At 43.2% G+C, this 26,590-nt stretch carries 20 protein-coding genes; 7 read left to right on the top strand and 13 right to left on the bottom strand.

Going from position 1 to position 26,590, the window contains the following annotated elements:
• Positions 1 to 41: 41 nt before the first annotated feature.
• Complete coding sequence (locus AC6R00_RS15340) at positions 42 to 1,124, bottom strand: site-2 protease family protein (protein WP_500641012.1); 1,083 nt, start codon at positions 1,122 to 1,124, stop codon at positions 42 to 44.
• A gap of 253 nt (positions 1,125 to 1,377) precedes the next feature.
• On the opposite strand from AC6R00_RS15340, the gene AC6R00_RS15335 reads away from it, so the two are divergent.
• Entirely contained in the window at positions 1,378 to 1,935 is a 558-nt protein-coding gene (locus AC6R00_RS15335) for a PhnA domain-containing protein (protein WP_004742678.1), read from the top strand.
• Between the two features lie 63 nt (positions 1,936 to 1,998).
• Here AC6R00_RS15335 and pulA read toward each other — a convergent pair whose 3' ends face one another.
• The 5 genes from pulA to AC6R00_RS15310 form a co-directional block, all read right to left on the bottom strand.
• On the bottom strand, positions 1,999 to 8,040 hold the full coding sequence (pulA, locus tag AC6R00_RS15330) for a pullulanase-type alpha-1,6-glucosidase (RefSeq protein ID WP_500641011.1): 6,042 nt from the start codon (positions 8,038 to 8,040) through the stop codon (positions 1,999 to 2,001).
• Positions 8,041 to 8,364: 324 nt separating this feature from the next.
• Positions 8,365 to 9,063, bottom strand: coding sequence for a DUF1223 domain-containing protein (locus tag AC6R00_RS15325; RefSeq protein WP_500641010.1), 699 nt, complete (start codon positions 9,061 to 9,063; stop codon positions 8,365 to 8,367).
• A gap of 129 nt (positions 9,064 to 9,192) precedes the next feature.
• A complete protein-coding gene (locus AC6R00_RS15320; RefSeq protein WP_004742675.1) occupies positions 9,193 to 9,384 on the bottom strand; it encodes a hypothetical protein in 192 nt (63 codons plus the stop codon).
• Between the two features lie 286 nt (positions 9,385 to 9,670).
• Positions 9,671 to 10,630 carry a TerC/Alx family metal homeostasis membrane protein gene (locus AC6R00_RS15315; protein WP_239856160.1) on the bottom strand — a complete coding sequence of 320 codons (960 nt, stop codon included), beginning with the start codon at positions 10,628 to 10,630 and terminating at the stop codon, positions 9,671 to 9,673.
• A gap of 498 nt (positions 10,631 to 11,128) precedes the next feature.
• Positions 11,129 to 12,880 (bottom strand): bifunctional metallophosphatase/5'-nucleotidase, encoded by a 1,752-nt coding sequence (locus tag AC6R00_RS15310; protein ID WP_500641009.1) that lies wholly within the window; start codon positions 12,878 to 12,880, stop codon positions 11,129 to 11,131.
• A 231-nt stretch (positions 12,881 to 13,111) separates the two neighbouring features.
• On the opposite strand from AC6R00_RS15310, the gene AC6R00_RS15305 reads away from it, so the two are divergent.
• Positions 13,112 to 14,743 (top strand): ATP-dependent endonuclease, encoded by a 1,632-nt coding sequence (locus AC6R00_RS15305; RefSeq protein WP_500641008.1) that lies wholly within the window; start codon positions 13,112 to 13,114, stop codon positions 14,741 to 14,743.
• A gap of 111 nt (positions 14,744 to 14,854) precedes the next feature.
• Here the strand turns inward: AC6R00_RS15305 and AC6R00_RS15300 are convergent, their stop codons facing one another.
• The gene (locus AC6R00_RS15300; protein ID WP_500641007.1) at positions 14,855 to 15,340 is read right to left on the bottom strand and encodes a DUF1097 domain-containing protein; all 486 of its coding nucleotides are present in this window, start codon (positions 15,338 to 15,340) and stop codon (positions 14,855 to 14,857) included.
• A gap of 165 nt (positions 15,341 to 15,505) precedes the next feature.
• A complete protein-coding gene (locus tag AC6R00_RS15295; RefSeq protein ID WP_049846217.1) occupies positions 15,506 to 16,411 on the bottom strand; it encodes a LysR substrate-binding domain-containing protein in 906 nt (301 codons plus the stop codon).
• Between the two features lie 250 nt (positions 16,412 to 16,661).
• On the opposite strand from AC6R00_RS15295, the gene focA reads away from it, so the two are divergent.
• Positions 16,662 to 18,110: a formate transporter FocA gene (gene focA / locus AC6R00_RS15290; RefSeq protein ID WP_500641006.1), complete on the top strand. Its 1,449-nt coding sequence runs from the start codon at positions 16,662 to 16,664 to the stop codon at positions 18,108 to 18,110.
• A gap of 112 nt (positions 18,111 to 18,222) precedes the next feature.
• Here focA and AC6R00_RS15285 read toward each other — a convergent pair whose 3' ends face one another.
• The 3 genes from AC6R00_RS15285 to AC6R00_RS15275 form a co-directional block, all read right to left on the bottom strand.
• The gene (locus tag AC6R00_RS15285) at positions 18,223 to 18,792 is read right to left on the bottom strand and encodes a YceI family protein (protein ID WP_500641005.1); all 570 of its coding nucleotides are present in this window, start codon (positions 18,790 to 18,792) and stop codon (positions 18,223 to 18,225) included.
• Entirely contained in the window at positions 18,789 to 19,328 is a 540-nt protein-coding gene (locus AC6R00_RS15280; protein ID WP_500641004.1) for a cytochrome b, read from the bottom strand. Before AC6R00_RS15280 ends, AC6R00_RS15285 begins: the two co-directional genes overlap by 4 nt.
• Positions 19,329 to 19,469: 141 nt before the next feature.
• Positions 19,470 to 19,718 carry a DUF2164 domain-containing protein gene (locus tag AC6R00_RS15275; protein ID WP_038197765.1) on the bottom strand — a complete coding sequence of 83 codons (249 nt, stop codon included), beginning with the start codon at positions 19,716 to 19,718 and terminating at the stop codon, positions 19,470 to 19,472.
• A 103-nt stretch (positions 19,719 to 19,821) separates the two neighbouring features.
• On the opposite strand from AC6R00_RS15275, the gene AC6R00_RS15270 reads away from it, so the two are divergent.
• The 4 genes from AC6R00_RS15270 to dcuC all read left to right on the top strand — a co-directional run bounded on the left by AC6R00_RS15270 (position 19,822) and on the right by dcuC (position 24,074).
• Positions 19,822 to 20,457, top strand: coding sequence for a hypothetical protein (locus tag AC6R00_RS15270; protein WP_239854648.1), 636 nt, complete (start codon positions 19,822 to 19,824; stop codon positions 20,455 to 20,457).
• Positions 20,458 to 20,533: 76 nt separating this feature from the next.
• A complete protein-coding gene (locus tag AC6R00_RS15265; protein ID WP_500641003.1) occupies positions 20,534 to 21,322 on the top strand; it encodes a lipase family protein in 789 nt (262 codons plus the stop codon).
• 283 nt (positions 21,323 to 21,605) lie between these two features.
• A complete protein-coding gene (locus AC6R00_RS15260) occupies positions 21,606 to 22,451 on the top strand; it encodes an EAL domain-containing protein (RefSeq protein ID WP_500641002.1) in 846 nt (281 codons plus the stop codon).
• Positions 22,452 to 22,706: 255 nt separating this feature from the next.
• Positions 22,707 to 24,074, top strand: coding sequence for an anaerobic C4-dicarboxylate transporter DcuC (gene dcuC / locus AC6R00_RS15255; RefSeq protein ID WP_500641001.1), 1,368 nt, complete (start codon positions 22,707 to 22,709; stop codon positions 24,072 to 24,074).
• A 64-nt stretch (positions 24,075 to 24,138) separates the two neighbouring features.
• Here the strand turns inward: dcuC and AC6R00_RS15250 are convergent, their stop codons facing one another.
• Positions 24,139 to 24,771, bottom strand: coding sequence for a response regulator (locus tag AC6R00_RS15250; protein WP_500641000.1), 633 nt, complete (start codon positions 24,769 to 24,771; stop codon positions 24,139 to 24,141).
• Positions 24,758 to 26,491 (bottom strand): nitrate/nitrite two-component system sensor histidine kinase NarQ, encoded by a 1,734-nt coding sequence (gene narQ / locus AC6R00_RS15245; protein ID WP_500640999.1) that lies wholly within the window; start codon positions 26,489 to 26,491, stop codon positions 24,758 to 24,760. Before narQ ends, AC6R00_RS15250 begins: the two co-directional genes overlap by 14 nt.
• Positions 26,492 to 26,590 lie beyond the last annotated feature (99 nt).

The raw sequence follows: 26,590 nt of genomic DNA, 5'->3' as shown, positions 1-26,590 counted from the left end.
CATTTAAAAAGGGAGCAACATTGCTCCCTTTTCTCTTTAGTTTATGTACCTAATATAAGCAGTGGTAAGCTCAACAATTGATCCCCAGTTGAAGCAAAGAACCAAATAATTCCAATCAATGAAGCAACAAGCCCAATGTACCAAACAGCAGCGACAGCTTGACCGTACCTATCTAGCGGAAGTAAGTGACTATGATGTCTTCCTCGCCACTCAATCACAATTTCCAGCATGCCCATGATAAGCAAGAAACCAAACAACGTAAGCCCTAGTGAGTAGCTTAACACCACGCCACCAGCGGCCGCTGCGGTACACAAAACTATTCCCGCCACACTGTTCATCGAGAAACTGATACTCTTTAATACATGCCCGCCGTCGAGTGGCAATATCGGTAGTAAGTTGAATAGATTTAGAAATGCATTAAATACCGCTAACCCTGCGAAAAACATCTCGCCAGTGATCAAGTGAGCAATGAGCAAGATGACAGACAGAATTAAGCCAAACATCGGCCCCATGATTGAAATGACGACATCTTGCCAACGGGTGTTTATCTTTTCATCGCTTAAAGCTAGCCCACCAAGAAACGGCACCAAGTAGATGCCTTTTGTCTTCATACCGAAGTACTTCATCGCGCGAACATGGCCATATTCGTGAAAAACCAAACACGCAATCAAAGCCAGCGCAAATTGAAAAGAAAACAACCATGAATACGCCGCTAAACTTGCCGACGCAAGCACTACTTTAATCAGCTTTGCACTCTTAAGCGCTTTCATCCCAAGCGATAAGAGGCCAATAAGGCTAAACTTTCTTTCTGGCTCAGGCTTAGTAAACGGTGTTTGCTTTTCTATGTCCTTAGTATTACGACTTCCTTGCTCAATGACTTGGTTATCGACTGTCGCGACATATTCCAAGTCAAATGGTTGCCATATCAGATTAGTTTCTAATTTACATGCCAGCTCTTGCTCACCATTGAGCAAAGTAAACTCATGGTAGGATTTCTCACCACGGTCAGCATTGGCATCAAGCTGAGACACGAGTTGATTGTTCCAAAACAGTTGCTGCCAACCCGCCATAGAGCCTTCGAGTCTAAGTGGTTTACCCAAAAACTCGATTGATAATAATTCCAATGTCTAACCTACTAAATTGATATAACAACGAGTCTGATTATGCCAATCTAGACTAAATAGGTAAAGTAATTGCTATCAAGGTGACACTGTCACCACGAATAAGGCATTGATTGTTCGAATTATGTTGTGCAAATTTCTTATGAAAAGTAAGAATTCGTCGATTTATCGATTTGTATTTGGATTACGCTTTATTTTTGACAGATAAAGTGGATAATAGCCGGCGTTATTAACACCTATAAAATGTGAGTCCATTATGTCTTCTGAAGCAACTATGCTAGAACGCTGCCAATCAAAATGTGAATTATGTGCTGCTGATGCACCATTAACGGCATACGCTGTTCCCCCGCACAGCCATGTGACAGTAGATTACGGAATCATGGTTTGTGACAAGTGTCTTGGTGAGATCGAAGAACCAAAAGACATCAACCACTGGCGTTGTCTTAACGACAGCATGTGGAGCCAAGTTCCTGCTGTTCAAGTTACTGCATGGCGTCAACTTACTCGCTTGAACACTGAGAGCTGGGCACAAGATGCGCTAGACATGATGTACATGGAAGAAGAGCAAATGAACTGGGCAATGACTGGCATGTCTGCAGACGACAAACCATTCGATTGCAACGGCGTTGAACTTAAAAAAGGTGACGACGTAACGGTAATCAAAGACCTGCCAGTTAAAGGCACTAACCAAGTCATCAAGCAAGGCACGGTTATCCGTGGCATCAGCATTGGCGACGATCCTAAGCTAGTTTCCGGTAAAGCGAACGGCGGCCAATCTATGTACGTTATCGCTGAATACTGCCGCAAGAAGTAATTAGATAAGCTTCGAAATAAGAAAGGCGCTCTATTGAGCGCCTTTTTTGTTAGGAGTTGATTGTTACTTGAGAAGAAGCAATCTACCAGTCAATGGAGGAACTTCAACAGCTCCATTGACAGACTGAACATTGATAGTTTCACCTGTCATTAGATCGACAAACTCTGTTGCAGATTTAACACGTGATAAATCGACGTTTAGCGTTCGTTGGCTCTCTCCCGTATTCAATACATAGATGATTTGCTGATCGCCATTGACTTTAAGATCCGCGTATAACGTATCGTCTAGCCAAAGGTTTCTTCGCTCACCATTGTACAGCGCTGGGTGCTCGCTTCGGGCTTTCATTAGCTTAGCAACGTAAGCTTTCAGATCACTCTGCTCTGCGTTAAGTGTTGTTGCTGTCACTCCTTCCACTTTTGCACTTGAGCGAGCAACGTGGTCGTCGCACATGCCCTGCGTAACGCAATCAGAAGTTACTTTCGCTGCAAAGTTTTCAACTTCATCACCAATTTCCTCTCCATAGTAGAAAGTAATTGGCCCTGAGTACGCTGCTAAGAAGCTGTATGCGGCTTTATGGCGTGGGAAGTAATTATTCAGCCCACCACGTTGGATCAAATCACCAAAGCGAACCAGATCGTGATTACCAATCATTAAGTTCGGCATTGCATGATAAGGCGCTTTTGTTCTTGAGTTCCAATCCGCGTCGAGTGCACGTGCGTTACTCTTAGCACCAGATTCTTCAACAGCAAGCGCCTGAACTAAACCATAACGAAGTGGGAAATTAAACGCTGATGAAAGCCCTGGCTTGGCATCGCTACCATAGACAGTACGAGTAATTTCATCTGCACTGCTCCATGCTTCACCTACCATGTAACCCAGAGTGCCCCATTTCTTACCTGCGATAACATTTTCCATCGATGCTTTTTCAACAGCCGTTCGGATATTGCGCCAGCTATCAAGAGGGACTTGGTAAGCTTGGTCCAGTCTCCAGCCATCAATGCCATACTCTTTAATCCAGTATGTAGCGACTTCAGTGAAGAAGGCTTCACTGTCAGCGTTCGGATAGACAACATATTGGCCCGGATAACCTGATTCCTTTCTCAAACTTGGCACTTTACCGGTCGGTGACGGTTTAGCACCACTAATATGAGTATGACCAAACACACCATCTAAGAACACATACAGCCCTTTCGCATGAGCGGTATCAATGAGCTCTTTTAGCTTCTCGTTGGTGCCGAATTTAGGGTCTACATTAAAGAAGTCACAGGCAAAGTAGCCCGTCGCATCAAGCTTATCATCACCACCTTGACCAGCACATGAATCAAACACTGGCGTTAACCAAAGCGCATTCATGTTTAGGCTCTTAATATAATCAAGGCTGTTAATGACCCCTTGAAGATCCCCTTTATGATGAGAGTTTCCATAACCTACGCCATAGTCATGATTCGAATCTGCATCAACAAAGGATTCAACCATGACTTGATAAATACGCAGGTCACAGGCCGTGTTGTTATCGCTATAACATCCGTAATCGAGACCAGTATCTTTCACGTTAACGACTAAAGATGACTTATCTTTCGCATTTAGGCTAAAGTCATAAACACCTTGCTTAGTGACCGTGACCTTGATGTTTCCATTACCCGCATCTTCAAGCGTTATAGAGCCATTGGCCACCGAGAATGAGCCAAAGCCAAGGTTAAGTGTGCTCCAATCTGACGAAGCAATCTTAAACTCATACACACCAGGCGTTAGATACCCGTTGAATGTATAAACACCATCGCCTTTGTACTGCATTTCACTGCTCGTGTTCCAACCATTCATAGAACCGCGTACGTACACCTTAGTCGTCCCATAAGGCGCGACATCAACTGGCTTGTTATCAACAACGAGTCCTTCACCTTGACCTCCACTCTGCGGCAAGACAAATACAGCTGCGGTCAGTGGAGGAACCGTAAAGTTCTCGTTGGCGAACGTCGCTTGTTTAACGATAGGATCATCTGAATTTCTCAACGCGTCATGTAGAACAAAATCTTTTGCCCCCGCTACTTTGAGGGTTTGCTCAGAAGTATTGGCATTGATTACGACCATTAATGCATCATTGTTGCTATCGAGATCAGCACCTACAGAAATACCATCGTTGACTGACATAGCAATTAAGCCCGGTAAGGCATTGCTTCCGGTATTGTGGAATCGCACGCGATCGACGACCTCTTTTTCAGAAACAAGCTTGAGAAGAGGCGTTGAAGAACGAACTTGCAATAATGCTTTAAACGCACTGTCTGTCCATTCGATATCTTTCGCCGACGCAACGGTATTTGGGTTGCTGATGATAGATTTAATCGCATTCCAGTTAGCTTGATCTTTGTCTGCTCTTGGTAAGCCGATATTCCAGTTGTTCGCTTGTTTGCTGAAATCAACCTTGTTATACCAATCACCACTGTCGTAACTATCACGCTCCATTGATTTAGAACGAAGTAGTTCTGAGCCCATATGAAGGAACGGTACGCCTTGACCGAGCATCACCGTCGACAATCCAACAATCTGCATTCGGGCTCGTTGCTCTGCCGTCATATCTGCAGACGCTTTATATTGGTTAAAGTCCCACAAGGTCTGGTTGTCATGCTTAGAGACATAATTGATCGACTCTTGAGGGTCTAAAGTATAGGCTGCGCCTTGACCACCATATTGGTAGTCTTTGCCATACACTACGCTGCCACTAAAGGTTTCAAGAGGGTAATTTTGTAGGTTACCTGTCATGCCATAACGGATTAGATCCATTTTCGACTTCAATGCGTCATCAAACCTGTCTCCAGCGTTTGCAAAGCCAGGAGTCTTCAGCAGTGCATCGCCACTATCGAAAGGACCACCTCCGCGTACTCCATCACGAAGCCTATCGTTATAGGTGCCGATTCCTGTGCCCGCCATTGGCCATTGCGTTGCGTTTTCACCACGTTGACCATTTGCAACTTCACCAAAGTTCCAACCTTCACCATAGAACCAAGTGTCTGGGTCAACTTGTTTCGTCTTATCATAAACATGCAGCATGCTCGACTTCATCAAGTGGCCCATTAAATCAAAACGGAAACCATCAATCTTGTAGTCTTGAGCCCACATCATTACGCTATCTGCAACTAGCTTTTCAAACATGCGGTTTTCTGATGCGGTGTTATCACAACAAGTGGAGTTTTCTACCGCCCCGGTAATCGGGTTTAGACGGTGGTAGTAACCCGGAACGGTTTTATCGAGCACAGATTTGTCGTAAAGACCGGATGAATACGTATGGTTGTACACCACGTCTTGAACCACGCGGAATCCCATTTCATGCAGTTTTTTGACCATTTCTCGATATTCACGAATACGGTCTGTGCCGTCTTTTGACACTGCGTAGCTACCTTCCGGCGCACTGTAGTGGAACGGATCGTAGCCCCAGTTGAAACCATCGAGTGGCCTGATGTCAGTAAGAAGCGCTTGTGCCTCACCGGTATTAGGATCGGTCTTTTCTAGAAGGGATAAGATCGTCGAACTATGGCTGGTTCCATCTTCACACAATTTCGCTTTAGGATTAACTGAACATAGTTTACCCACAGTATCATTTAGGTTGACCGTTTTAGATTCCTGTTCCGGAATAGAAGCAAGGTCATAGCTTGGCAACAAGTGAATCGTTGTTAAACCAGACTCCTTCAACGACTTGAGTTGCTTAACACTGTCACGCTCATCTTCTAAGAAAGCGGTATACTTACCGTTCCTTTCAGGCGTGCCATGCTTGTCACTAACGCTGAAATCACGAATGTGCAATTCGTAGATGATATGGTCTTCAGGATTTTGCAATACCGAGACATCGTGCGAGTCCCATCCGTTTGGCTTAGTTTGCGCAGAATTTAAGTCCACAAGTTGAGAATGTAAGCTATCTGTACTCAGAGAAAGTGAGTAAGGATCGGTACTCATCATCCATTCAACCTGATCTGTTTTCGGGTGGTAGGCTTTGACGCGATAACGGTAGAAGATATTTTCTAATGAAGAACTACCTTGGTAACCCCATACACCTGTGTCTGAGTTTAACGTCATCTTAATCGGTGACACTTGAACAAGTGCTTTGTCACTATCGTATAGATAAAGCTCCACATCTTGAGCTGTTGGTGCCCAAACCGCGAAGTTAGCCGTATCACCGTCAATCCAACTCCCGAGCTTCGCTTCATCGGCATCGTTTGGTCCACTGGTGTAAAGCGTATCTATCACTCCTGGGATCTGAATGCGTGTCGCGACCAAAGGTTTGCCTTGCTCATCAAGAGCAACGGCAATTAATTGCTGCTTAAGTAATGCTTTCGCCTCTTCCGCGGTTACAGCCAGATTGAACTGAACTCGACCTTTAAGGTGTGGGAATTTGGCATTATCAACTACGCCTGCTAGCCCTAGATCGCGTTTAGTAAACATCTCAGGTTTAGTTATATCACCCGCTCCCGCATAGGTAGACCAAAGCTGGTAACTTTTCGCTTGTGAATGATCAAACCAAGCTAAATTATTAAGATCTAGCCAGTGTGCTGCAGCGCCAGAGAGTTCAACAACCGTTTGTTCGTTCGGAGAATACTTAAGAGTTGAACTACCGTGAGTGGTATAGAGAGTATTGCCTTTGGTAAATTCAAGTTTGAGATCGTCGCCACCCAACGCCTTATCATTGCCTTTATGTACGATGAAGTTCATACATGTGCCGTGCGCATCTTTAAGGGATACAACAAATTTAGCGCCGAACTCAGGGTCAATTTCCTTCCAAGCAAGCGGGTTCGCCCAATCGACACCTTTCAATGCATCGTCACTTACTGCATCACAGCTTCCATTGTTCCAAAGGTGCAGTCCCCAATCGGCGTAATTGCCGTCTTCGCGCTTGTAATAGATAACCGCTTCTTGATACGTTGGGGCGGGTTCTGTAGACGTATTATCAGGGCTCTTAGGGTTAGGGTCGATGGAGTCAGGTATCCCATCTCCATCATCATCACTTGATGCAAAGTCTCCTAGACCATCGCCGTTAGTATCCTTGCTTTCGAGTCTATCCTTTGGAAATGCATCACTGTTATTAGGCGCACCATCACCATCAATATCTGTGTCTTCTGAATCTGCAATCCCATCTCCATCATAATCACTTGGCTTACTTTCTGCTGAGTAGGGATTGCTTCCCAGACGTTCTTCGTCAATATTGCTCCAACCATCGCCATCGATGTCTGGGTCTAAACTATCTGGAATTTTGTCTCCATCAAGATCAGCAGGTTGACTAGAAGCACTGTAAGGATCGGTGCCTAATTCACGCTCCACTTGGTCTGAGAATCCGTCATTATCATCGTCTGTATCACGATGGTCACCAATTCCATCATTGTCACTATCAACGGACTCTTGAATATCGTGGGGGAAAGCATCTACGCTGTCTGCAACGCCATCGCCATCTGAGTCCAAAGTCACTATTGGATTACCGCCATTCAGTGCCAGTGTTATGCCTTCTAGTGTTCGGTTACCGCGTTTCTTTTCTTCACCTAAGGCCTTTGTACCCTGCTCTATTGTGTCTAAAAGTGGCTCTAAAGTTTGCTCTTCAATAAAGTCAGGTAAGATTTGACTTAGGGCTTTCGCACTTCTTGCTACAAGCGTATTGCCATTTTCAATGTAATCGGCATCTAGATCGAGATGAGGCTGCTTTAACTGACGACGGAGTTTTTTCAGTGCTCTCTTTTCACTTTTTCCATCCATCATTTGTAGCGATACATAGGTCGACAGTGGCGTAATGTAACTGTATTCCGCTGGAGCGATCATAACATACTCACGCGCTGCTGTTACGCCGGGAATATCGCTATCAATCGACTCCCCTCGTTTTACTTTCGCAATCAGGTGCGCGTTTCTATCACGCTTAGAGAGCCCACTGATATCAAGTACCGCATAGCCTTTCTCGTCTGTGATAGACGAAGGCTCATCGCCATCTTGCTTGTAGTTTCCATTTACGTCTAGCCAGACTTCGGCTTTTTCAATGTAGCCATCCATCACTTGTACTTCTAGCTGATCATTACAGCCAGCTAGTAGCCCAAGCGACGCCATGGCGATGCTGAGTTTGGTTGGTTTGATGTTCATTTTTATATCCATTTTAAATTCACGTTCTAAGGTCAAACTTGTTGAAATAAAGTCACAAAACCTCAGGTTTACGTTATATTTGGACATCAAAATCTCACCTCATCCTATAAAACCTCTCTCATAGGCGTAGACAAAAAGGAGTAGAACTGTTTTTGGATTGAATCTCACATAGCTAAGGCTGAATTCGATCGGAACATTACACTCATGTGGCACATAGAGTGAGGAAAGTGGCACTTTGTAGCAGTAGATGGCCGATTATCTGTAGGATTACAACAATGTGCCTCAAATATGAGAATTATGATCTAGTACGTGTTCTAGCGAAAGTTACTCTATCTTGCCAGCAACTGTCTGAATTCGATTGAAACTTCCAACTGGAGTGATCCACGCAGCAACGGCATCTATATCGCTCAAGTTCCCTTCATAAGTAAAAGTCCAATGACCTTCTGAAGAGCGAGCTTGTGATCGGCTTACTGCGATAAAATCATGCTCTAGAGTCCTTCCTCTGTTTTCACCTGCTCGAATCTGCGTCGTTTGATTGTTTGAAAGAAAGATGATCGTTGCATCCAATGTCGAGTCATCATCGTATTTCAGTTGGAAAGCATTATCCTTTCTTACTAAGGTCAAGCGTTTTGCCGCAGTTTGCTCGTTTTCAGGCAGCTTCCTGTTTACCCAATTGAAAAAGCCTCGCCACTCTTTACCGTCGACGACAAAACCGGGAGTGTAAACACTTCCCACTACATCATAAGCGTTATACAGGCGTTGTAATTGGGAGAACTCTGGCTTAGCAAACTTATCTTTCCATCCGAGATAATCCCAATAATCTACATGATAAACTACAGGGATAAGCTCGTCCCACAAGCCACTATTGTTTTCAAATTTAGAGATGTATTTGTCTGCTGGTGGGCAGCTAGAACACCCCTCTGAGGTAAACAGTTCTACTACCTGAGCTGGCTGTCCTTCGTTAACCCAGATTTGGCCCGCGGATACGGTAGATACAACGGAGAGAGCGATCAAAGCGGTCATCATCAAATCCTTTCTGTGATACTTTTACTTATCTGAAGAGATTGACCGCCTGATGTTCGATTTAATTTCCTGAAAGCAAAAAAAAACGCTAGCGTTCTGCTAGCGTTTTAGTGAAATCTGAAATCGAAATTAACGATAAAGACCAATATCTTTCTGCATATGACCCGATAGATCACTCGCATAGTGAGAGCGAGGTTCACTGTTGTCAGTGAAAAGAATATCTAATAGGTGTGCAATCAATCCTTTGAAAGAAACCGCGTAGGTTTTTTTATCCATAGAGATAGGAGCTTCGATGTTACCGATTTGCATTGCTTGTGCCATGATTGCCTCTCTATAAACTGTGTAATTCGTTTTGATGCGGCAATATTAAGCAATAATTTACTGCTCAAAAAATGACTATTTTTATATTTTCGGATTAGTTTTACTTATAAAACAAACCATTAACAACGCGCCTTACCTATTATGCAAGTTAAGTGAATAGTATTTCATTACAACCCGTGAGATCTGAATTATTATTTTCTGAACAATAAAAAAGCCGCCCTCAGATCACAAATATTTTACAACATATTTGGTTTTAGTGGCGGCTAGTCAGTTTTAAATTATTAGTTTATTTATCAACAACTACATTAGTTTTCATTGACTCATTTCTCTGCTTAATGACAGAAGCTATAACGGCAATTGTCATCGTCGTTAGCAGAACCAATAAAGAGACGACCGTCGGGATTTCCCACTCTGAACCAACAAGCATCATCTTGATTCCGATGAAAACCATGATGAAAGACAGAGCCGGTTTAAGATAGATAAACTTATCCATCATACCTTGTAAAACGAAGTACAAAGAGCGTAAACCAAGTAATGCAAATACGTTAGCTGCTAGCACTAAGAACGGTTCTCTTGTTACCGCAAATATCGCTGGAATTGAATCAAGCGCAAACATAACATCCATAAACGCAATAACCGCAATCACAATGAACATTGGAGTCGCAATACGCTTACCCTGCTCTACGATTGTCAGAGCGTTGCCTCTATAGCTTTCACTTACCGGAATAAATCGGCGTATAATTCGCTCAGGTAGTGGGTTGATTTCTTCATCCCCTTTATCTCTCGCAAGCTGGATACCTGTCCAGATGAGGAATAACGCAAACACGTATAGTACCCAGTGGTACTGAGCAAGCAGTTGAGCCCCCACAGCAATCATTATCGCACGTAAGATCAGCGCACCTATCACACCCCATAGTAAAGCGCGTGGGCGTAGGTGTTCAGGAACTGCATACTGATGGAAAATAATCGCAAACACGAACAGGTTATCGACACTCAACGACTTTTCTAACAAATAGCCAGTGATAAATGAAACGGTCGCTTTCTCAGCCGTGTACTCACTACCCGGTGCATAGAAATCCCAGAATAAGTAGATGGTAGCTGCAAACAAAAACGCTAAAGCGAACCAAAATACGCTCCAAACCGCTGCTTTCTTGATCGTGATTTGTCCACCGCGCGTTTGCCATATATCAAGCGCAACAAGGGCTAGTGTCAATATGCCGAAGCTAAAGTAAGTAATTGGGGTCATAAATCCTCCAGAGGCGGAGGGATCGGATGTATATTGAAGTGTGACGATCCCTACCGCAAACAAACACTCTACCCCAATGTTTTTAAACACTGGTGTAGCATTTGATTACGTTGGTCTCGTCGAAATACTGCCTGATAGTGATTATCAGCAATACTTATACTTACCGGATAGAACTGCGTCTAACGAGATGACGATAAGTAAACCAGAGGCGACTACTCCCCAAACAAGGCGAATACTATTCCTAAATTGAGCGTGAGTCCATATTAAAAATCAAAAAGGAGCAAATTATTTGCTCCTTTTCCACTGCGTTCCTGCGGTGATATTTGTGACGGTAACATTGGCTTATATGGCCTTATACTCCACCGACAGGAATAAAGTAGACCAGTGCAGACCAAACGCCAACCCAGCTAACGACGACGGCAACATCTATCCAATCTTTACTCCACATAATACCCTCCTTTGAGTACTATTTATTCGTAGCACGAACCCATGGAGTATTTAGCAACCTTTATGCCATCGTTGGATAATCACGTCACTCACGTCACGGTTTAATACTTCTGGTTTGTCTGTGAGTAGGTTGATAAAGCAATCGGCCATAGAATGCGTCGTGACTACGCCTTCATCTTCCATGTTGCTGATAGCTTCATAACCTTCTTTCCCCTTCATGGTATAGGCGGAAGACGTTCCTATATAGAGGCGTTCGCTCTCTATTTGTTGCCATTCTCCGCTTTCGTTTTTCAGCTCAAGATGAGTGATTCGCTGGCCTTTTTGCTTTGAAGGTTGATATTCAAAGCGCAGATTATGGGTATAGGGATAAGAGCCGTCTCCTGTCCCTTCAATACCATTATTGAGCGCATTATCTAATGCGCCTTCAAGGATAAGCGGCAAGTATTTACCTTGAATCGTGTACACACCGATAGGAACGGCAAAAGGCAGCAACTTACCGGCAACATCCGCTACAGAGATATTGCCAGGGTTAATTGAATTTCTTACACCGCCCGCATTATGAATTGCAAAATCAACGTTATACCCGCATTGCTTCATCGTGTAAGTAAAAGATTCAGCGACAAGAGGCGCGAGTTCACTGGCACCTTGTTCATCAGGCACTCGTATATGACGCAGTTTTCTATCCGCTTTCGCGATGATCTTGCGCTGTAATTCACGTACTTGCGTGGTGTATTTATCGTTGAGAATATTTTGAACAGTGATGTCTTTTTTGCACACAACCACATTTGGGTGGTTATCTATAAAACTTCTCGCAACATTGTAAGGGACTTCATTATGAGTTTCGTTCATGCTTGCATCGATGAACAATCTTCGCCCTAGTAATAAATCATTTTGACCTTTAAACGAGACTAAGGCCCCTTGCGCATCGAACTCTAAGTCACAATGGCCAATTGACAACGCGTGGAACCCCGCTTGAACAACATGAGTTTGGTTCACTTTAATTCCGTACTCATCTTCTTTAGCAAGACCTAGCTGACTAAAGTCACCCTGTAACCTGTGACTATGTCCACCGACAATAACGCTGATCCCGTCAACATGCTTTGGCAGTTCCATATCCGCCTCGTAGCCCATATGACTCAGCAAAATGATTTTATTAATCCCTGCTTTATGGATCTGCTCTACCGTATTCTTGGCGGTTTCAATTGAATTGATAAAAGGCGTATCCCAATCTGGGTTTGAGATATCTGCCATCTTATCTAGCGCTAGTGAGAATATAGCAACGCTGTCATCGCCAACCTGTTTCTCTATCCAATTAGCTGCTTTGTTTTGCGAGTCGAAACTAACGATGGCTGGGTTATCTGATAGTCGACACGTTTTATCACGCAGCTCATTGCTCAGATCCCAGTTGCCCGCAAGCAACGGGAACTTGATTAATTTAGCGAATTGAGCAACGGGTTCGTTACCCATGTCTAACTCATGATTGCCGAGAGCCATAGCATCTATTTGTAGCTCATTGAGCATGGTGGCGTTAGCTTCGCCTTTAAACAATGAAAAATAGAGTGTGCCTTGAAAACAATCACCGGCGTGCAAAAATAAAAACTCTGAACCACTTTCTCTCGCTTCACTTCGTAGTTGGTTGACACGTGTCTTTATACGGGCAAAACCACCAGCGCTGACAAATGGCGAAAGTGCTTTGCCGTCAACATCAATGGTAAGTTGTAATGAAGTGGGTGCGAAATAGGAATGGGTATCGTTAATGTGAGCTAGTCTTAATTTAGTTGTTTTATTGTTTTTATCTGTCATATCTTCTCTCTCTTTTCACATTATCCTACCGTATTCCATATGACAGAATCATTATATTTCACACTTAATTTAAATATGGCGTTCTATATACATAATTTTCTGAGAAGTTTGTCATTATTGAGCAAGACTTAATCACAAACGAAGTTATGCTTTGGATTGTGACCTAAACGCCTGCTGACACACAAGTTTTCGATTATGCTTAAATTAACCACAGCGTAATGGAGCCACTCTATGAAGCTAGAGCGAATAGAAATTTCTGGTTTTCGCGGAATAAAACGTCTTTCTATTGCATTTGATGAATTAACCACACTTATTGGTGAGAATACCTGGGGCAAATCATCGTTACTTGACGCGCTGTCTGTCGCCCTACCGCCTGAAGGCCTCCCCTATAGCTTCGAGCTTACAGATTTTCATGTCGATTACTCAATTGCCCACCCACAGAGTCAGCACCTACAGATTGTTCTAAGCTTAGTGTCAACGGACAAGAATGAGATCAATTCTGGACGTTATAGGAAGATCAAACCGGTATGGGTACAAGATCCGCAAGGGACAAACCGAATCATCTACCGTCTTAGCGCCTCTAGAGACCAATACGATATCAAAACCAACTACACATTCCTCGATTTGGAAGGGAATCCAATCCCCCTGCACCATTCTGAAAAGCTTGCACAAGAGTTAATGACGCTCCACCCAGTGATCAGACTACGCGATTCAAGGCGATTCGAACGCCCAATCGCCGATGCTAAAGACGTGAATGCGCGTGTAGAGAAACGTATTGATAATACCTGTCGACGATTGATGGCGATTCCCGGCCATGTGAACAAAGGCGAGATGCGCAGTAGTCTTAATTCAATGAATGCGTTAGTTGAGCACTATTTCTCGTTTAAATCGAACTCACGTAAAAATTTGCGTAAGCAGCGTGACGGGATCTTCTTTAATGCATCTCCAGGCTCGAAAAGTATTTCTCAGGTTGTTGAGGAAACCAAAGACAAGCAAACTCGTTTATTGTTTATGGGCTTACTCAATGCTTATTTGCAAGCTAAAGGGCCGACAACGTTAAGACGTTGTGCTCGACCTCTTTTGATCATCGAGGACCCAGAAGGTCGACTCCACCCCACGCATCTATCTAGAGCATGGGGGTTGTTGCAGCTTTTGCCAATGCAAAAAATCCTGACCACTAATAGTGGCGAACTGCTTGGGCAAGTACCTCTCGCGAGTATCCGTCGCCTAGTTCGACTTTCTGACCGAACGATAACAAAATACATTCCCGACCAAGGGTTAGGCAAAGACGAATTAAGACGCATAGGTTTTCATATCCGCTTCCATCGCTCTGGTGCACTTTTTGCACGTTGTTGGCTGTTGGTTGAGGGGGAAACAGAAGTGTGGTTATTCAACGAATTAGCCAACCAATGCGGCTATAACCTCGCTGCTGAAGGGGTTCAAATCATTGAATTTGCGCAATCGGGGTTAAAGTCTCTGATCAAAGTAGCAAAAGCATTTGGTATCGATTGGCATGTGGTAACGGATGGCGACGCGGCGGGTAAGAAATATGCCGCAGCGGTGAAGGCTCAGCTGGACAACGATCAACAAAGACACCGACTTACCGAACTACCTGACCGAGACATAGAACACTACTTATACAACAATGGGTTTGAACCATTTTTTAAGAACATGGTGCGCATTCCATTAGACCACCCGATACCTGCCAAAAAGGTAGTGACTCGAGTTCTGAAAAAGTTTGCCAAGCCAGACCTCGCTCTAGCAATCGTCACTCACTGTGAGAGCCAAGGGATTGAAGGGATTCCTATATTACTACGATGGACCTTAAAACGTGTCGTCACAATGGCTAACGGTAATACATAAAAAAGCGGCATCTAATCATTAGATGCCGCGTATCAAAAATGCTGCTGATACAAATCAATCGGGGGTAATCCTAAACAACGTCGGTAATGTTGCTAGGATGAGCATCAAAGGCTAAGAGCGCGTCTGTAGACGTGCATTAGCCTGAGATTGAGTCGACTTTTGATGAACCCACATACCACTCGCTTTCATTAAGTAGCCGAAGATACCACCTAAGATCAAAGAAGGTATAACAAGTTTCCAATTACCATCTGCAGCGAATGTTGCACAAGAACCTATAAAGGTACCTGGAATGTAACCTAGCCAAGATTGTTTAGCTTGCACGCACATGAAGAACGCAACAACTGCAGTAATGACATAGCCGAGGATCTCAAGCGAGGCAAATTGCGAAGCATGAATAATCACCATCGCCCAAAATACACCACTCATATTCGTTATTAAACTTACTGATAGCCCTTTTAAGCCGTCATTTGGTGAAGCAAAATAGCTGGTACAGCCTAAGAAACCTGCCCAAGATAGCAGCCCTAAAGAGATAGCTACCCATCCCCATAATCCGGATAAAATGCCTGTAGTAAGTGAAATTGCGACAAGAGTGCTCATTACGCCTCGCTCAGTGTGTGGTTTCACACATCAAAAGTACAAGTGCGCATAATAGGTAAAATATCGACACCCAAGTAATACATTGATCACATTATCAAAGTAACAGAACATTAATAGATCATGGTTATTGTGATGCAATCGATATTTCAACAGTTTTAGTAAATACTAAAGAACCGATGGTTTACCTTTCATCATTCTAGCCCCCTCTCTTTTAATACACTCTACTAGCGGGTTTTCGACCATATCAGCGCGCCAAACAAACGAGAGCGTTCGTTCCATCGTAAGCTCAGGAACATTGAGTGCCACTAGCTGTCCGCTTTCAATTGAGCGTTCAACATCTAGATAAGGTAAACAGGTAAGATACTGTCCATTTTCGACCATACTGCGCAAAACAGGAACATGCTCATATTCACGCCAGACATCTAAGTCTTCAATAAGATGGTGAATAGAACTATCAAATATCATTCTTGTACCGCTACCATGCTCTCTCAGCACCCAACGGGCTTGTTCAAGCTGTGCAAGGCTTACGGTTTCGTGGCGCGCGAACGGATGATGGGCTGCGGCAACTACCGTCAAATGATCTCGACACCACACCTCTTGGTTTAATCGGTTGTCGTCACAGCGACCTTCGATAATCCCGATGTCATATTTATAGTCAAGTACGCCCTGTAAAACGCTGTCAGTACTTTTCACTTTGAGCGAAATGCGCATCTCTGGAAATGAATTATCAATAATACTGATAAGGTCTGGCACTAAGTGTTCCGCTGGGGTTTGGCTTGCGCCTAGCTTTAAATGCCCACTTAATAAGTGTTGCTCGTAAAACCCCATTTCGATTTGCTGAGCATCTTGCAACAAGCGTTTTGCTTTTGGTCGTAACCACATTCCCCAGTGTGTAAGCGCCATTTGCTTGCCTTGCCTTTCAAATAAAGGTCTGCCAAGCATCTTTTCTAATTGAGCGAGCGACATACTAGTCGCCGATTGCGTTAACGCAAGCTTATCGGCGGCCAAACTTACACTTCCCGTATCAGCAACAGCATCAAAAACTGCGAGCTGTTTTAATGAATATCGCATAGCGCTCCTATCCTTGTTTCCAATATTGAGTTGTTGTCTGTAACACTCTGATCTCTCGCTAATTGCACTTCCAATAAGCAAGTCGTTTCATTTTACCTATCAAACTTTCCTTATCAATATTTTTGATGTGGTTTTTAAAAATTATCAATTTTACCTGTAGTTGTCAGTTACCTATTCTGATTTGGCAGCGAACATAACGTCGCTGAATTTGTAAGGAGGTTTACTATGAAATTTGCATTTGGGAGTGGTTATGGCGTCAGCACAAACGAATAATCAATACTTTTCGCCCATCGAGATGATGGCTGAAGCTGAAAAATTTTCTCTCAGTAAAGCAAAGAAAAGCAGCGGAATGACGTTAAGTCTTGCCATTATGGCAGGCGCATTCATTGGTCTCGCGTTTTTGTTCTACATCACGGTGACAACCGGCAGTGCCGAAGCTGGATGGGGATTAAGTCGCTTAGCGGGCGGTCTTGCTTTTAGCATGGGGCTTATTCTTATTGTGATTTGCGGTGGAGAGCTATTTACCAGCTCTGTCCTATCAAGCATTTCATGGGCGAACAAACAAATTAGCTTTAGCAAGATGCTTTCTATTTGGGGCAAAGTTTATCTTGGTAACTTTGTTGGAGCCATGCTGCTACTCGTTATCGTTTCTGCAGCTGGTCTGTATCAAATGGACCACGGCCAGTGGGGTCTCAATGCTCTAAACATCGCGCAACATAAATTGCACCATACTCCTGTTCAAGCTTTTGCTCTGGGCGTTCTGTGTAACTTACTGGTTTGTTTGGCTATATGGCTCACTTTCAGCAGTGCCAATGCGATGACAAAAGCAGCAATGACCATCATGCCAGTTGCGATGTTTGTTTCTAGTGGCTTTGAACACTGCGTCGCAAACATGTTTATGGTGCCGTTGGGTATCGTTATTCACAGCTTCGCACCAGAAAGTTTCTGGGAGCAAATCGGAGTCGCATCCACTCAATATGCTGACCTCAACATTCAACAATTTGTCTTCGCCAACCTTATTCCTGTCACGTTAGGAAACATCGTCGGCGGCTCTGTACTCGTAGGACTGGCTAACTGGGGAATCTATCGTCGCCCACAGTTGAAAGCGGCAAATGTACACGCAATCACTACAACAACTCAGATTAATTCGGCTAAGGAAATCACTATGAACAGCAACATTACTGCATCAGCAATCATGAACCAGCAACCTCTAGTACTACGTGCAGAAATGCCAACGTCAGTGGCGATCGATACTCTGCTAGACAACCATCAAGTCAGTGCTCCGGTTTGTGACGTTGAAGGTCGATTAGTCGGGTTCTTCTCAGCTCATGACGTCATGGTTGATCTTTGGTGCCAAGACTACATTCCAGCTCAAGACCAGAAAGTCGTCGACATTATGTCACGAGACGTTGTTGCCATCGATGCCAATGACAAGTTGGTCGACATTGCTGAGTTCTTATGCATTGATAAAGAACAGCTTTACCCAACGACTAGCATGGGGATTGCCACTCAGTTCACGACACTTTCTTTAGAAGAGCGTGCTAAAGCAATGAAAGTAAGTAAACCGCATGTGCTGCCAGTGTTGGATAACGGCGCATTAGTTGGTGTGATTTCACGTGAACATGTATTAGGTGCTCTTCGCCCTATCTATGGGGAGCGCGTGAGCGTTGTAGAACAGCGCGAACTTGAATCAGCGTAAAGATAAAACCTAACAACGATATGGCTAGATTTTTGGTTAGGAAATAAGTCGCTTGACCAAAAAAGCCCCCAACGTAAGTTGGGGGCTATTTTGTCGTTAAGCAGTAAATGAATTACTTCTTGATACCTTCTATGTGTAGTTCCATATCAACGTAGCTTGATGCACCCATCACTGGAATATTGAAGTCTGCAAGTTCTAGGCGAGTTGAGCCTAAGAAACCAGCACGCTCACCGCCCCAAGGGTCTTGACCTGCACCAATGAAGGTCGCATCAATAGTAATTGGCTTAGTTACACCGTGTAGGTCTAGGTCGCCATTAACTTCAAGCTTACCATTGCCTTTGTCGACAACACTTGTACTTCTGAAGGTCGCAGTAGAATACTTCGACGCATCGATAAAGTCTGAGCTGCGGATGTGCTTATCGCGCTCAGCATGGTTGGAGTCTAGACTCGTCGTATCTACATTCACTGTCACTTTTGATGCAGCAACGTTAGCTGGGTCGTAAGAAAATTCGCCATCAAATGTGTTAAAACGACCTTGAATAAAGCTATAGCCTAGGTGACTAACTTTAAAGTTAACCGAAGCATGAGCACCTTTTGTATCGATCATGTAATCCGCCGCGCTTGCACCAAATGGTAATGCCATTACCATTGCTAATCCGGTAGCAAATAACGTTTTTTTCATTTTGAAGCTCCTATCATTTTGCGTAGCGTGTTGTCTTTATTAATAAAGTGGTGTTTCAAAGCCGCAATAGCATGCACTGCAGCAATAATAATCAGTGACCAAGCAGCGTAAAAGTGAACTTGACCTGCGATGTCAGCTTGGTTTTCAAACAAGGCACCTAAACCTGGCACTGTAAACCAAGTGAATACATCGATGCCTCGTCCATCTTCAGTAGAGATTAAATACCCTGAGGCAAAGAGTGCCAAAAGTATCGCGTACATTCCTAAGTGAGCCAGCTTGGCACCGATGACCTCATAGGCTGCCCCTTCAACTTTAGGTGACACCGTCACTATTTTCCAAAAGAGTCTAAATAGGGTTAATCCCGCCAATAACAAACCAATGGATTTATGCCAATGAGGTGCTGTGCGGTACCACTCACTGTAGTAAGACAAATCAACCATCCATAGACCTACAGCAAACAAACCTATTATCACTAATGCAGAGAGCCAATGAACGCCTCTTGCAACAAGGTTGTAGTTTTTTACTTCCGATTTCATCTGACAGTCCTAAAAGTTAATGACTCTTGTTTTAATTCAGAGTACATATCTCATCTTTCTTGCAACAGATTATTTACCATTCTTTACATAAGCGAAATGTCTTTGACTTGATTAAGTCGTTCGAAATTTTTGAAGGAACTTTTAAAACTCACTTTCTTGTTCTATTTCGTAGATTTCATCTGCGATATCAATAATTTTCCTTTCGATTATCGATTGCGCGTCAGACAGTCCTTTGTTGTAAAACGCAGCGCCAAATTTGCTAACAATGAAGTCAAAAAGAAAATCTGCATCGAACTGCCCAATTTCAATATCAAGCTCTTCTTCTATATAGCTTTGAAGTTCTCTCGACATCGCCTGCTTTTGTTGTGATGTAAATTCAATCTTAGACATAAACCCTTCAAGTCCCTTATTATTTTGCCGATTAAGTGTAACGAAAGTTAACTAGCGCGTGTTAGGCTAGTATCGCATATTGCTCATTATGGAGAGATGGATCTTGTTATTGGATGTGCTGGTTCAAAGTGTTAATGAATTTCAGGCCGATTGTATGGCGTTGTGTGAAAAACATTATCCGACCATTCACAATAAAGGGATGAGTGAGCATCACTTGGGTCTCGCATTTGCTCGACGATTGTCGCGCACGCTCACAGAGTTTGGACACGATTATGAATACAAGCCTCTCGACAGCAATCCAAGTGCTGATTTCCCACACCACTATCGAGTTAGCTCTGAGATCGGAACCGTATGGGTACTCACCTCTCACTTAGTCAGTGCGGGACCATCATGTCGTAAAAAACTGTTCAGAACGATTGCTCAGTGGCAGGAAGAATATGGATATGCTGTTCAGCCCAACGATCTTTTGCTTCTGCTGACCGACCACTGGATTACTCGTAATAAGCAAAGCCGTGAGTTACTTCATTGGTGGACTGGTCAGCTACCCGATGAGATTGACGAATATCGCATTCAAGGAATAACACTTTATGAGAGCGAGTCGCTACTCGCACAGTCTCTAGAGCAACATTTCAGCATCAGCCCATACTTTGTAAAATTTACTCATCCACTAAAGAGAGCGACAGATAAGCAGCTTGTTAGAAAATACATCCAACTCTACTCGGTTATCCAACTAAGTTAATTAAACGCTTTGTCATAACACATTCACTGTTTTCTATCATACTAATTAGGGGATTGTGTCTGCCTAAGAGTATCGAGTGAAGACGTTAAAGCGCTATCAGTATGAAAGGTACGCAGTGCTGTGTAACCTTGCCTATCACCCCTTCCTTCGTCAAACCCAATATGGTTTTTCGCCCAAGGGACAAAAAGTTATCTGTAATCGTTTTGGACAGCCAATGATTCGCGTGCTCTGGCATGAAGACAAAGAAGAGGCGATTGTTGTTATTAAAGGATCACATAATCCTTATGATTGGCTGCTAAATCTCGCACTATGGCAACGTTGTTGTCAGGAATTCGAACTCCCTTATTCTATACATGCTGGATATCACTTTTTACTTCGCCAAGAAAGTCAGCCTAAACGAAATAAACAACTAATAGGCACCAGTGTCATCGACAGGCTGTTCAATACTCTTGAAAAACTGGTTGCAGGTGGGAAACGTATTACATTTACTGGCCATTCATCAGGTGGAGCTTTAGGCTGCGTACTCGCCGATAAGCTAGAGAGACAAAGCCCCAAAAGCATCAAACGTGTTGTTACCTTTGGCCAGCCTGCAATTGGGGGATATCAGTTTGGCAATCACTATCTTCTTTCTCATAAAACATATCGTATATGCTGTGATTTAGACATCGTCACTTTCCTTCCCCCTATACCTTATATCTATTCCCACGTTGGTAAGATGTTGTGGCTGTATAACGGAAAAATACACGAGAATACACCGACATGGCGAAGGCTATCATTATCAATCGTGTCTTGGATGATGCGTCCCTTTTCTTACCACTTAATGTCTAAATATATTCGCAATAAAGATTTCTTTGATGAACGTTGATGAGAGCTTCGCCCAAAAATCTAGTGATTCAATGAGAGTTATGTTTTGTTACTTTTCAAAATAATATAACTTGAAAAATAACCTTTGACGTTATTGATATTACAGCCATTAAAACTTACTGATAAATGGCAATGTATTACTCGAATTCGAGCTCAGTTCAAAACTTTAGACGTCTAGAAGTAAAGAACCATTGACAGCATTGTGTCGATGTCAATATTATGTCAAAAGTTTGCACTATCCCATGCGGAATAATTTGTTTACACGATAGAGGTCGGTAGTACGTATGATTCTTTCCACTAAGCAACAGTTTGTGGATTGCCTTTCAATGAATGAGGATTCTCAATATATTGGTACCTATAAGAGCCTAACGCTCTACAGTGTATACCAGCCTATTTTCGATGCCGACGATAACATTATCGGAGTTGAAGCCCTTGTTCGCATTGAAGACTCTGTTAAAGGGACGATTAGACCCGATCAGTTTTTTCAAAGCCACCAAATCGATTTTGATGACAAGATCAATGTTGAGCGCCTAAGCAGAGTTATACACATTCGTAATTTTGCACGCTCACAGTACCGCCACCTTAACTTATTTCTTAATGTCTTACCTTCAGCAGGTGAATATTTCGCTTTAGAAAACATCGATTCAAGCTTACTTTCTCAACGCTTAAAAGCCCTTAATATTGAAAACTCCCAGCTAGTAATGGAAGTCGTTGAGCTTGATGCGTCTAATGAAGATCACCTAAAACTAGCGATGAAAAAGTTGTCTGAGTGTGATTATAATATCGCTGTTGATGACTTTGGAGTTAATGCCTCAAATCGCCAGCGTGTTGAACGGTTAAAGCCAGATATTGTAAAGCTAGATCGTTCATTACTCATTTCTTACATGACAGGCGATCAATTTCCGTTATTGTCTGCTGTTAAACTTGCCAAGAATCTTAGTGCGAAAGTTGTCGTAGAAGGTATCGAAACTCAACAACACCTTTTTGCTATGCGAAGCTTAGACATAGATTTTTTTCAAGGTTATTTTCTAGCGCTTCCAGAGCCATTACCTGCTATTTATGATGATGAAACGAACAATTTTAGTTCACTTGGCGACCCAAGCATCGTCTATCGTCAGTCGTATCGATAAAGCACGCCAAAAATCATTCACCGAAACAATAATTGATCTAGTTAATAGTTCTACACCTCGAATTATCACGAACATTTACATCTTAAAAACGATTTAACTACACGATCTTATACGAGTATTAATACATTTATAGATTTTTTGTTCTAGATCATCAGAAGCTTAACTATCACTCGTGCCACAGCATAGAATTCTGTACATTCCTTTTCATAGTTTGAAACAGTTTCTTTATATTTTTAATATCTTGAGGAGATTTCTATGCTGGAACTCTTAATTGGATTAGTCGTCACTGTTGCGGTCGGCTACTTCATTGTTAAAGGTTACAAACCCGCTGGAGTACTTTTGACGGCAGGTGTGTTGCTACTCATCCTTACTGGCTTAATCGGACACACAGTTCTCCCCGCTAAAGTCGCATCAACCGGAAACATGTTTACCGATGCACTAGAGTACGTGAAATACATGCTTCAGTACCGCGGTGGCGGTCTTGGTATGCAAATCATGCTGCTTTGTGGCTTTGCTTCTTACATGACGCATATTGGCGCTAACAATGTTGTGGTAAAACAGTTTTCTAAGCCGCTATCCTTCATCAAGTCTCCATATGTATTACTCGTTGCTGCCTACATCGTAGCCTGTTTGATGTCTCTAGCCGTAAGTTCAGCAACAGGCCTCGGCGTTCTCTTGATGGCAACGTTGTTCCCTATGATGACAGCAATGGGTATCTCACGCCCAGCTGCCGTCGCAGTCTGTGCTTCACCAGCTGCAATCATCCTTTCACCAACTTCTGGTGATGTGGTTATTGCCGCTGAAAAATCAGGCCTTGCACTAGATGTATTTGCTGTCCAAACCGTACTTCCAGTCTCTATCTGCGCAATCATCGTTATGTCGGCCGCGGCTTTCTTCTGGAATAAATATCTAGATAAGAAAGACAACTCTCCTATGGAACGCGTAGACGTTTCAGAGATTGAAGTGAATTCACCAGCGTTTTATGCGGTCCTACCGTTTCTACCAATCATCGGTGTTTTCTTATTTAACGGTCGCACTATCCCTGGTCTATCTTTAGACATCTACACCATCGTTGTTCTTTCAATCTTTATAGGTGCCTTAGTTAACTTTGTTGTTAAGCGTTTCGACGGACAAAAAACACTCGAGGATCTCGAATCCTGCTACCAAGGAATGGCGGATGCTTTCAAAGGCGTTGTAATGCTATTGGTTGCGGCAGGCGTATTTGCGCAAGGCTTGATGTCTATTGGTGCTATCGATAACTTACTTCACCTTGCTGAGACAGCTGGCGCAGGTGGTATAGCACTCATGCTTATCCTAACAGGCTTGACTGTTGCGGCAGCTATCGCGACAGGTTCAGGTAATGCACCTTTCTATGCATTCGTTGAGCTAGCACCTTCACTGGCGGCTAAAATGGGTCTAAATCCAGCGTTCTTGATCATCCCAATGCTACAAGCGTCTAACTTAGGTAGAACCATTTCACCAGTATCAGGTGTAATTGTTGCGACGTCTGGTATGGCGAAAATCAGCCCATTTGAAGTAGTAAAACGTACCTCTGTACCTGTACTTTGTGGTTTAGCAACCGTTATCATTGGCACGCTAGTACTAGTACCAATGTCAGCATAAATTCCGAAATCTATATACGACAAGGGCGCTCATCTGAGCGCCCTTTTTTGTAATGAGTATGATGCTATTTAATTTCACCATATCGCTCAAGATAGAGCACGGTTGCCGCTGTACGTGAAGGAACCTGTAGCTTTTTGAGTAGACTCTTCATATGTACCTTAACGGTAGATTCAGAGATAAACAGAGTATCGGCGATTTGCTTGTTTCTAAGCCCTTTCGCGACTTCTTTGAGGATCTGCATCTCACGGTCAGTGAGTTCGTCAAACACGGTTGTACTGTTTTCTCGGTCTGCTAAGTATTTGGCGACTTCTTTACTGTAAGATTTATTACCCTGTAACGATAATTTTAATAACTCAATTAGCTCGTCCGGTTCAGTATCTTTTAATAAGTACCCGTCTGCACCCGCCTGAACAATCGCTTCGATATCCGCTGGGCTATCTGATACGGTCAAAATAACAATCGTCGCATCACAGTCATCGGCACGCAGTGCGTTTAAAGTATCTAAACCTGACATCCCTTTCATGTTTAAATCGAGTAAGATCAAGTCTGGCTTGTGCTCATGATTTTGAGCCACTGCCTCAGCCCCATTGCTGGCTTCAGCGACTACGTTAAATTCATCCTCAAAACTCAATAATTGGTTGATACCGCGGCGCATCAATGGATGGTCGTCGACCAATAAAACTCTACACTCTGTCAATGTTTGAATCCTTTATCTTTGGATACTCTAAATATACTTCACAGCCTTGATCAGGATTAGTGGAGATACTCAACTCACCATTCAGCCGAGAGGCGCGCTCTTGCATGATGCTTAAACCGTAATGATTGGCTTTTTCTGTGGTTGAGTCAAAGCCTACTCCGTCATCACGAACCGCGACTTTGATATGGGTATCACTTTCGTTGCACTCTATTGTTATTGTCTTGGCATTCGCATGCTTGATCGCATTGGTTGTAGCCTCACGAATCAATTGCAGCAAATGCACTTGCTGATTAGTATCGAGCTCAATTGAAGAGAGCTCATTGGTTAATTTAATTTCAGCGTCTGTTTGATCAGATAGCTGTTCTGTCATTGTATGTAGCGCCGAACCAAAACTGCCTTCTTTAATTGACAATCTAAATGTCGTCAGTAGCTCTCTTAACTGTGTGTATGCAGCAGACAAACCTGTATCAAGCTCGGCAAGAACAGGTGTCGTCTTGGCTAGCTCTGGCGTATCAGGAAGCTTTTTCATACCTCGTTTTAAGATAGAAACTTGTATTTTCAAATACGAGAGAGCCTGAGCGAGAGAATCATGCAGCTCACGAGCGATTGTGGCACGCTCTTCCATCACTAATAATTGCTCAGCTTGCCTTTGCGCCTGATTGTAATATACCGCACGGGATAATATCTGTACAAAGTTGTCAATCAATGCTTGATCTGGGCACGGTAATGAGACTTTCCAATACAAAGTACCGAGCTCAATACCATCCAAAGAAAGAGTCTGACTCTGACATTGCTTGGTGCATTTCTTACATCCATTACCTTCAGTCAATAAGATCGGCCTTTCACCCGGCTCATTGATTTCCAAACGTACTGATGTGATCCCTTCTAGGCTAACAATATGTTTTAAAATTGCTGAGAAATTATCTTGTGTGATTCGTGAAACCGTGAGTTCTTGGGAAGATTGGTAAAGAACACGTAGTGAGTCATTCGCATGTTGCAGCTTTTGAGTCTTTTCATTGACCGCCAGTTCTAAACCGCGATAAAGACTTCCGAGATCTCTCGCCATTTTGTTGAACGCTTTGGACAAGATACCCATTTCATTTTCACTGTCTATATTCAACTCGATATTGAAAGATCGCGATTGAATCTGTTCGCTTGCAATGACCAGCGAGTTTAGCGGCTTAACGATATGCTTACGCGTGTAGTGGACAATGAAGATACTGATCAACAGCACTCCGCCCAGTCCTAAACCACCAACCCAAGCTAAAGAAATCAGTTTCTTTTCGGAATAGTCTTGGAGCTTAAAAACAAAGGAATCGATCTGATTTACAAAGCCAGCTACCAAGACCAAGTATCGGTCTCTTTCATTGCCTTTCAGTACATGCTTTAGCTCGTGCCAACGTACGATCAACCGATAATAGTCGTGGGTAATGTCTTCGGGTACCGCCCAGTTTTGAAGAGCTTTCATCGAATCGGAGTAAATCGAGCGTTCAAACTGAATAATATGCGTCGAATAGTCGACCGATTCCGACTGGATATCATGCGCAAGTCGGTAACTTTGCATCCGCATTGAACCCGCTACGTTCACTGCTTCCGCATCGTTCAAACTTGAAGCTAGAGTAAAAATTGCGAACCCAGTCGTAGTTACAGACAAAAGCAAAATTAGCACCATTGCTTTAGCAACCGTGGTGGTTACAGAGCTTTTCACATTTTTTAACACTCGAACATTCAAACCTTAAATAGAAAACCTGCGATTAAATACTAAGCTTATTAGTAATTGTCGCGACAATATGTGATCACTTACGCGTAAGTTTGTTGA

The organism is Vibrio sp. R10-SF1-ISO8, assembly GCF_059833805.1.
Note: the sequence above shows the minus strand (reverse complement) of the source record. Positions and strands in the feature narration are given on the sequence as shown.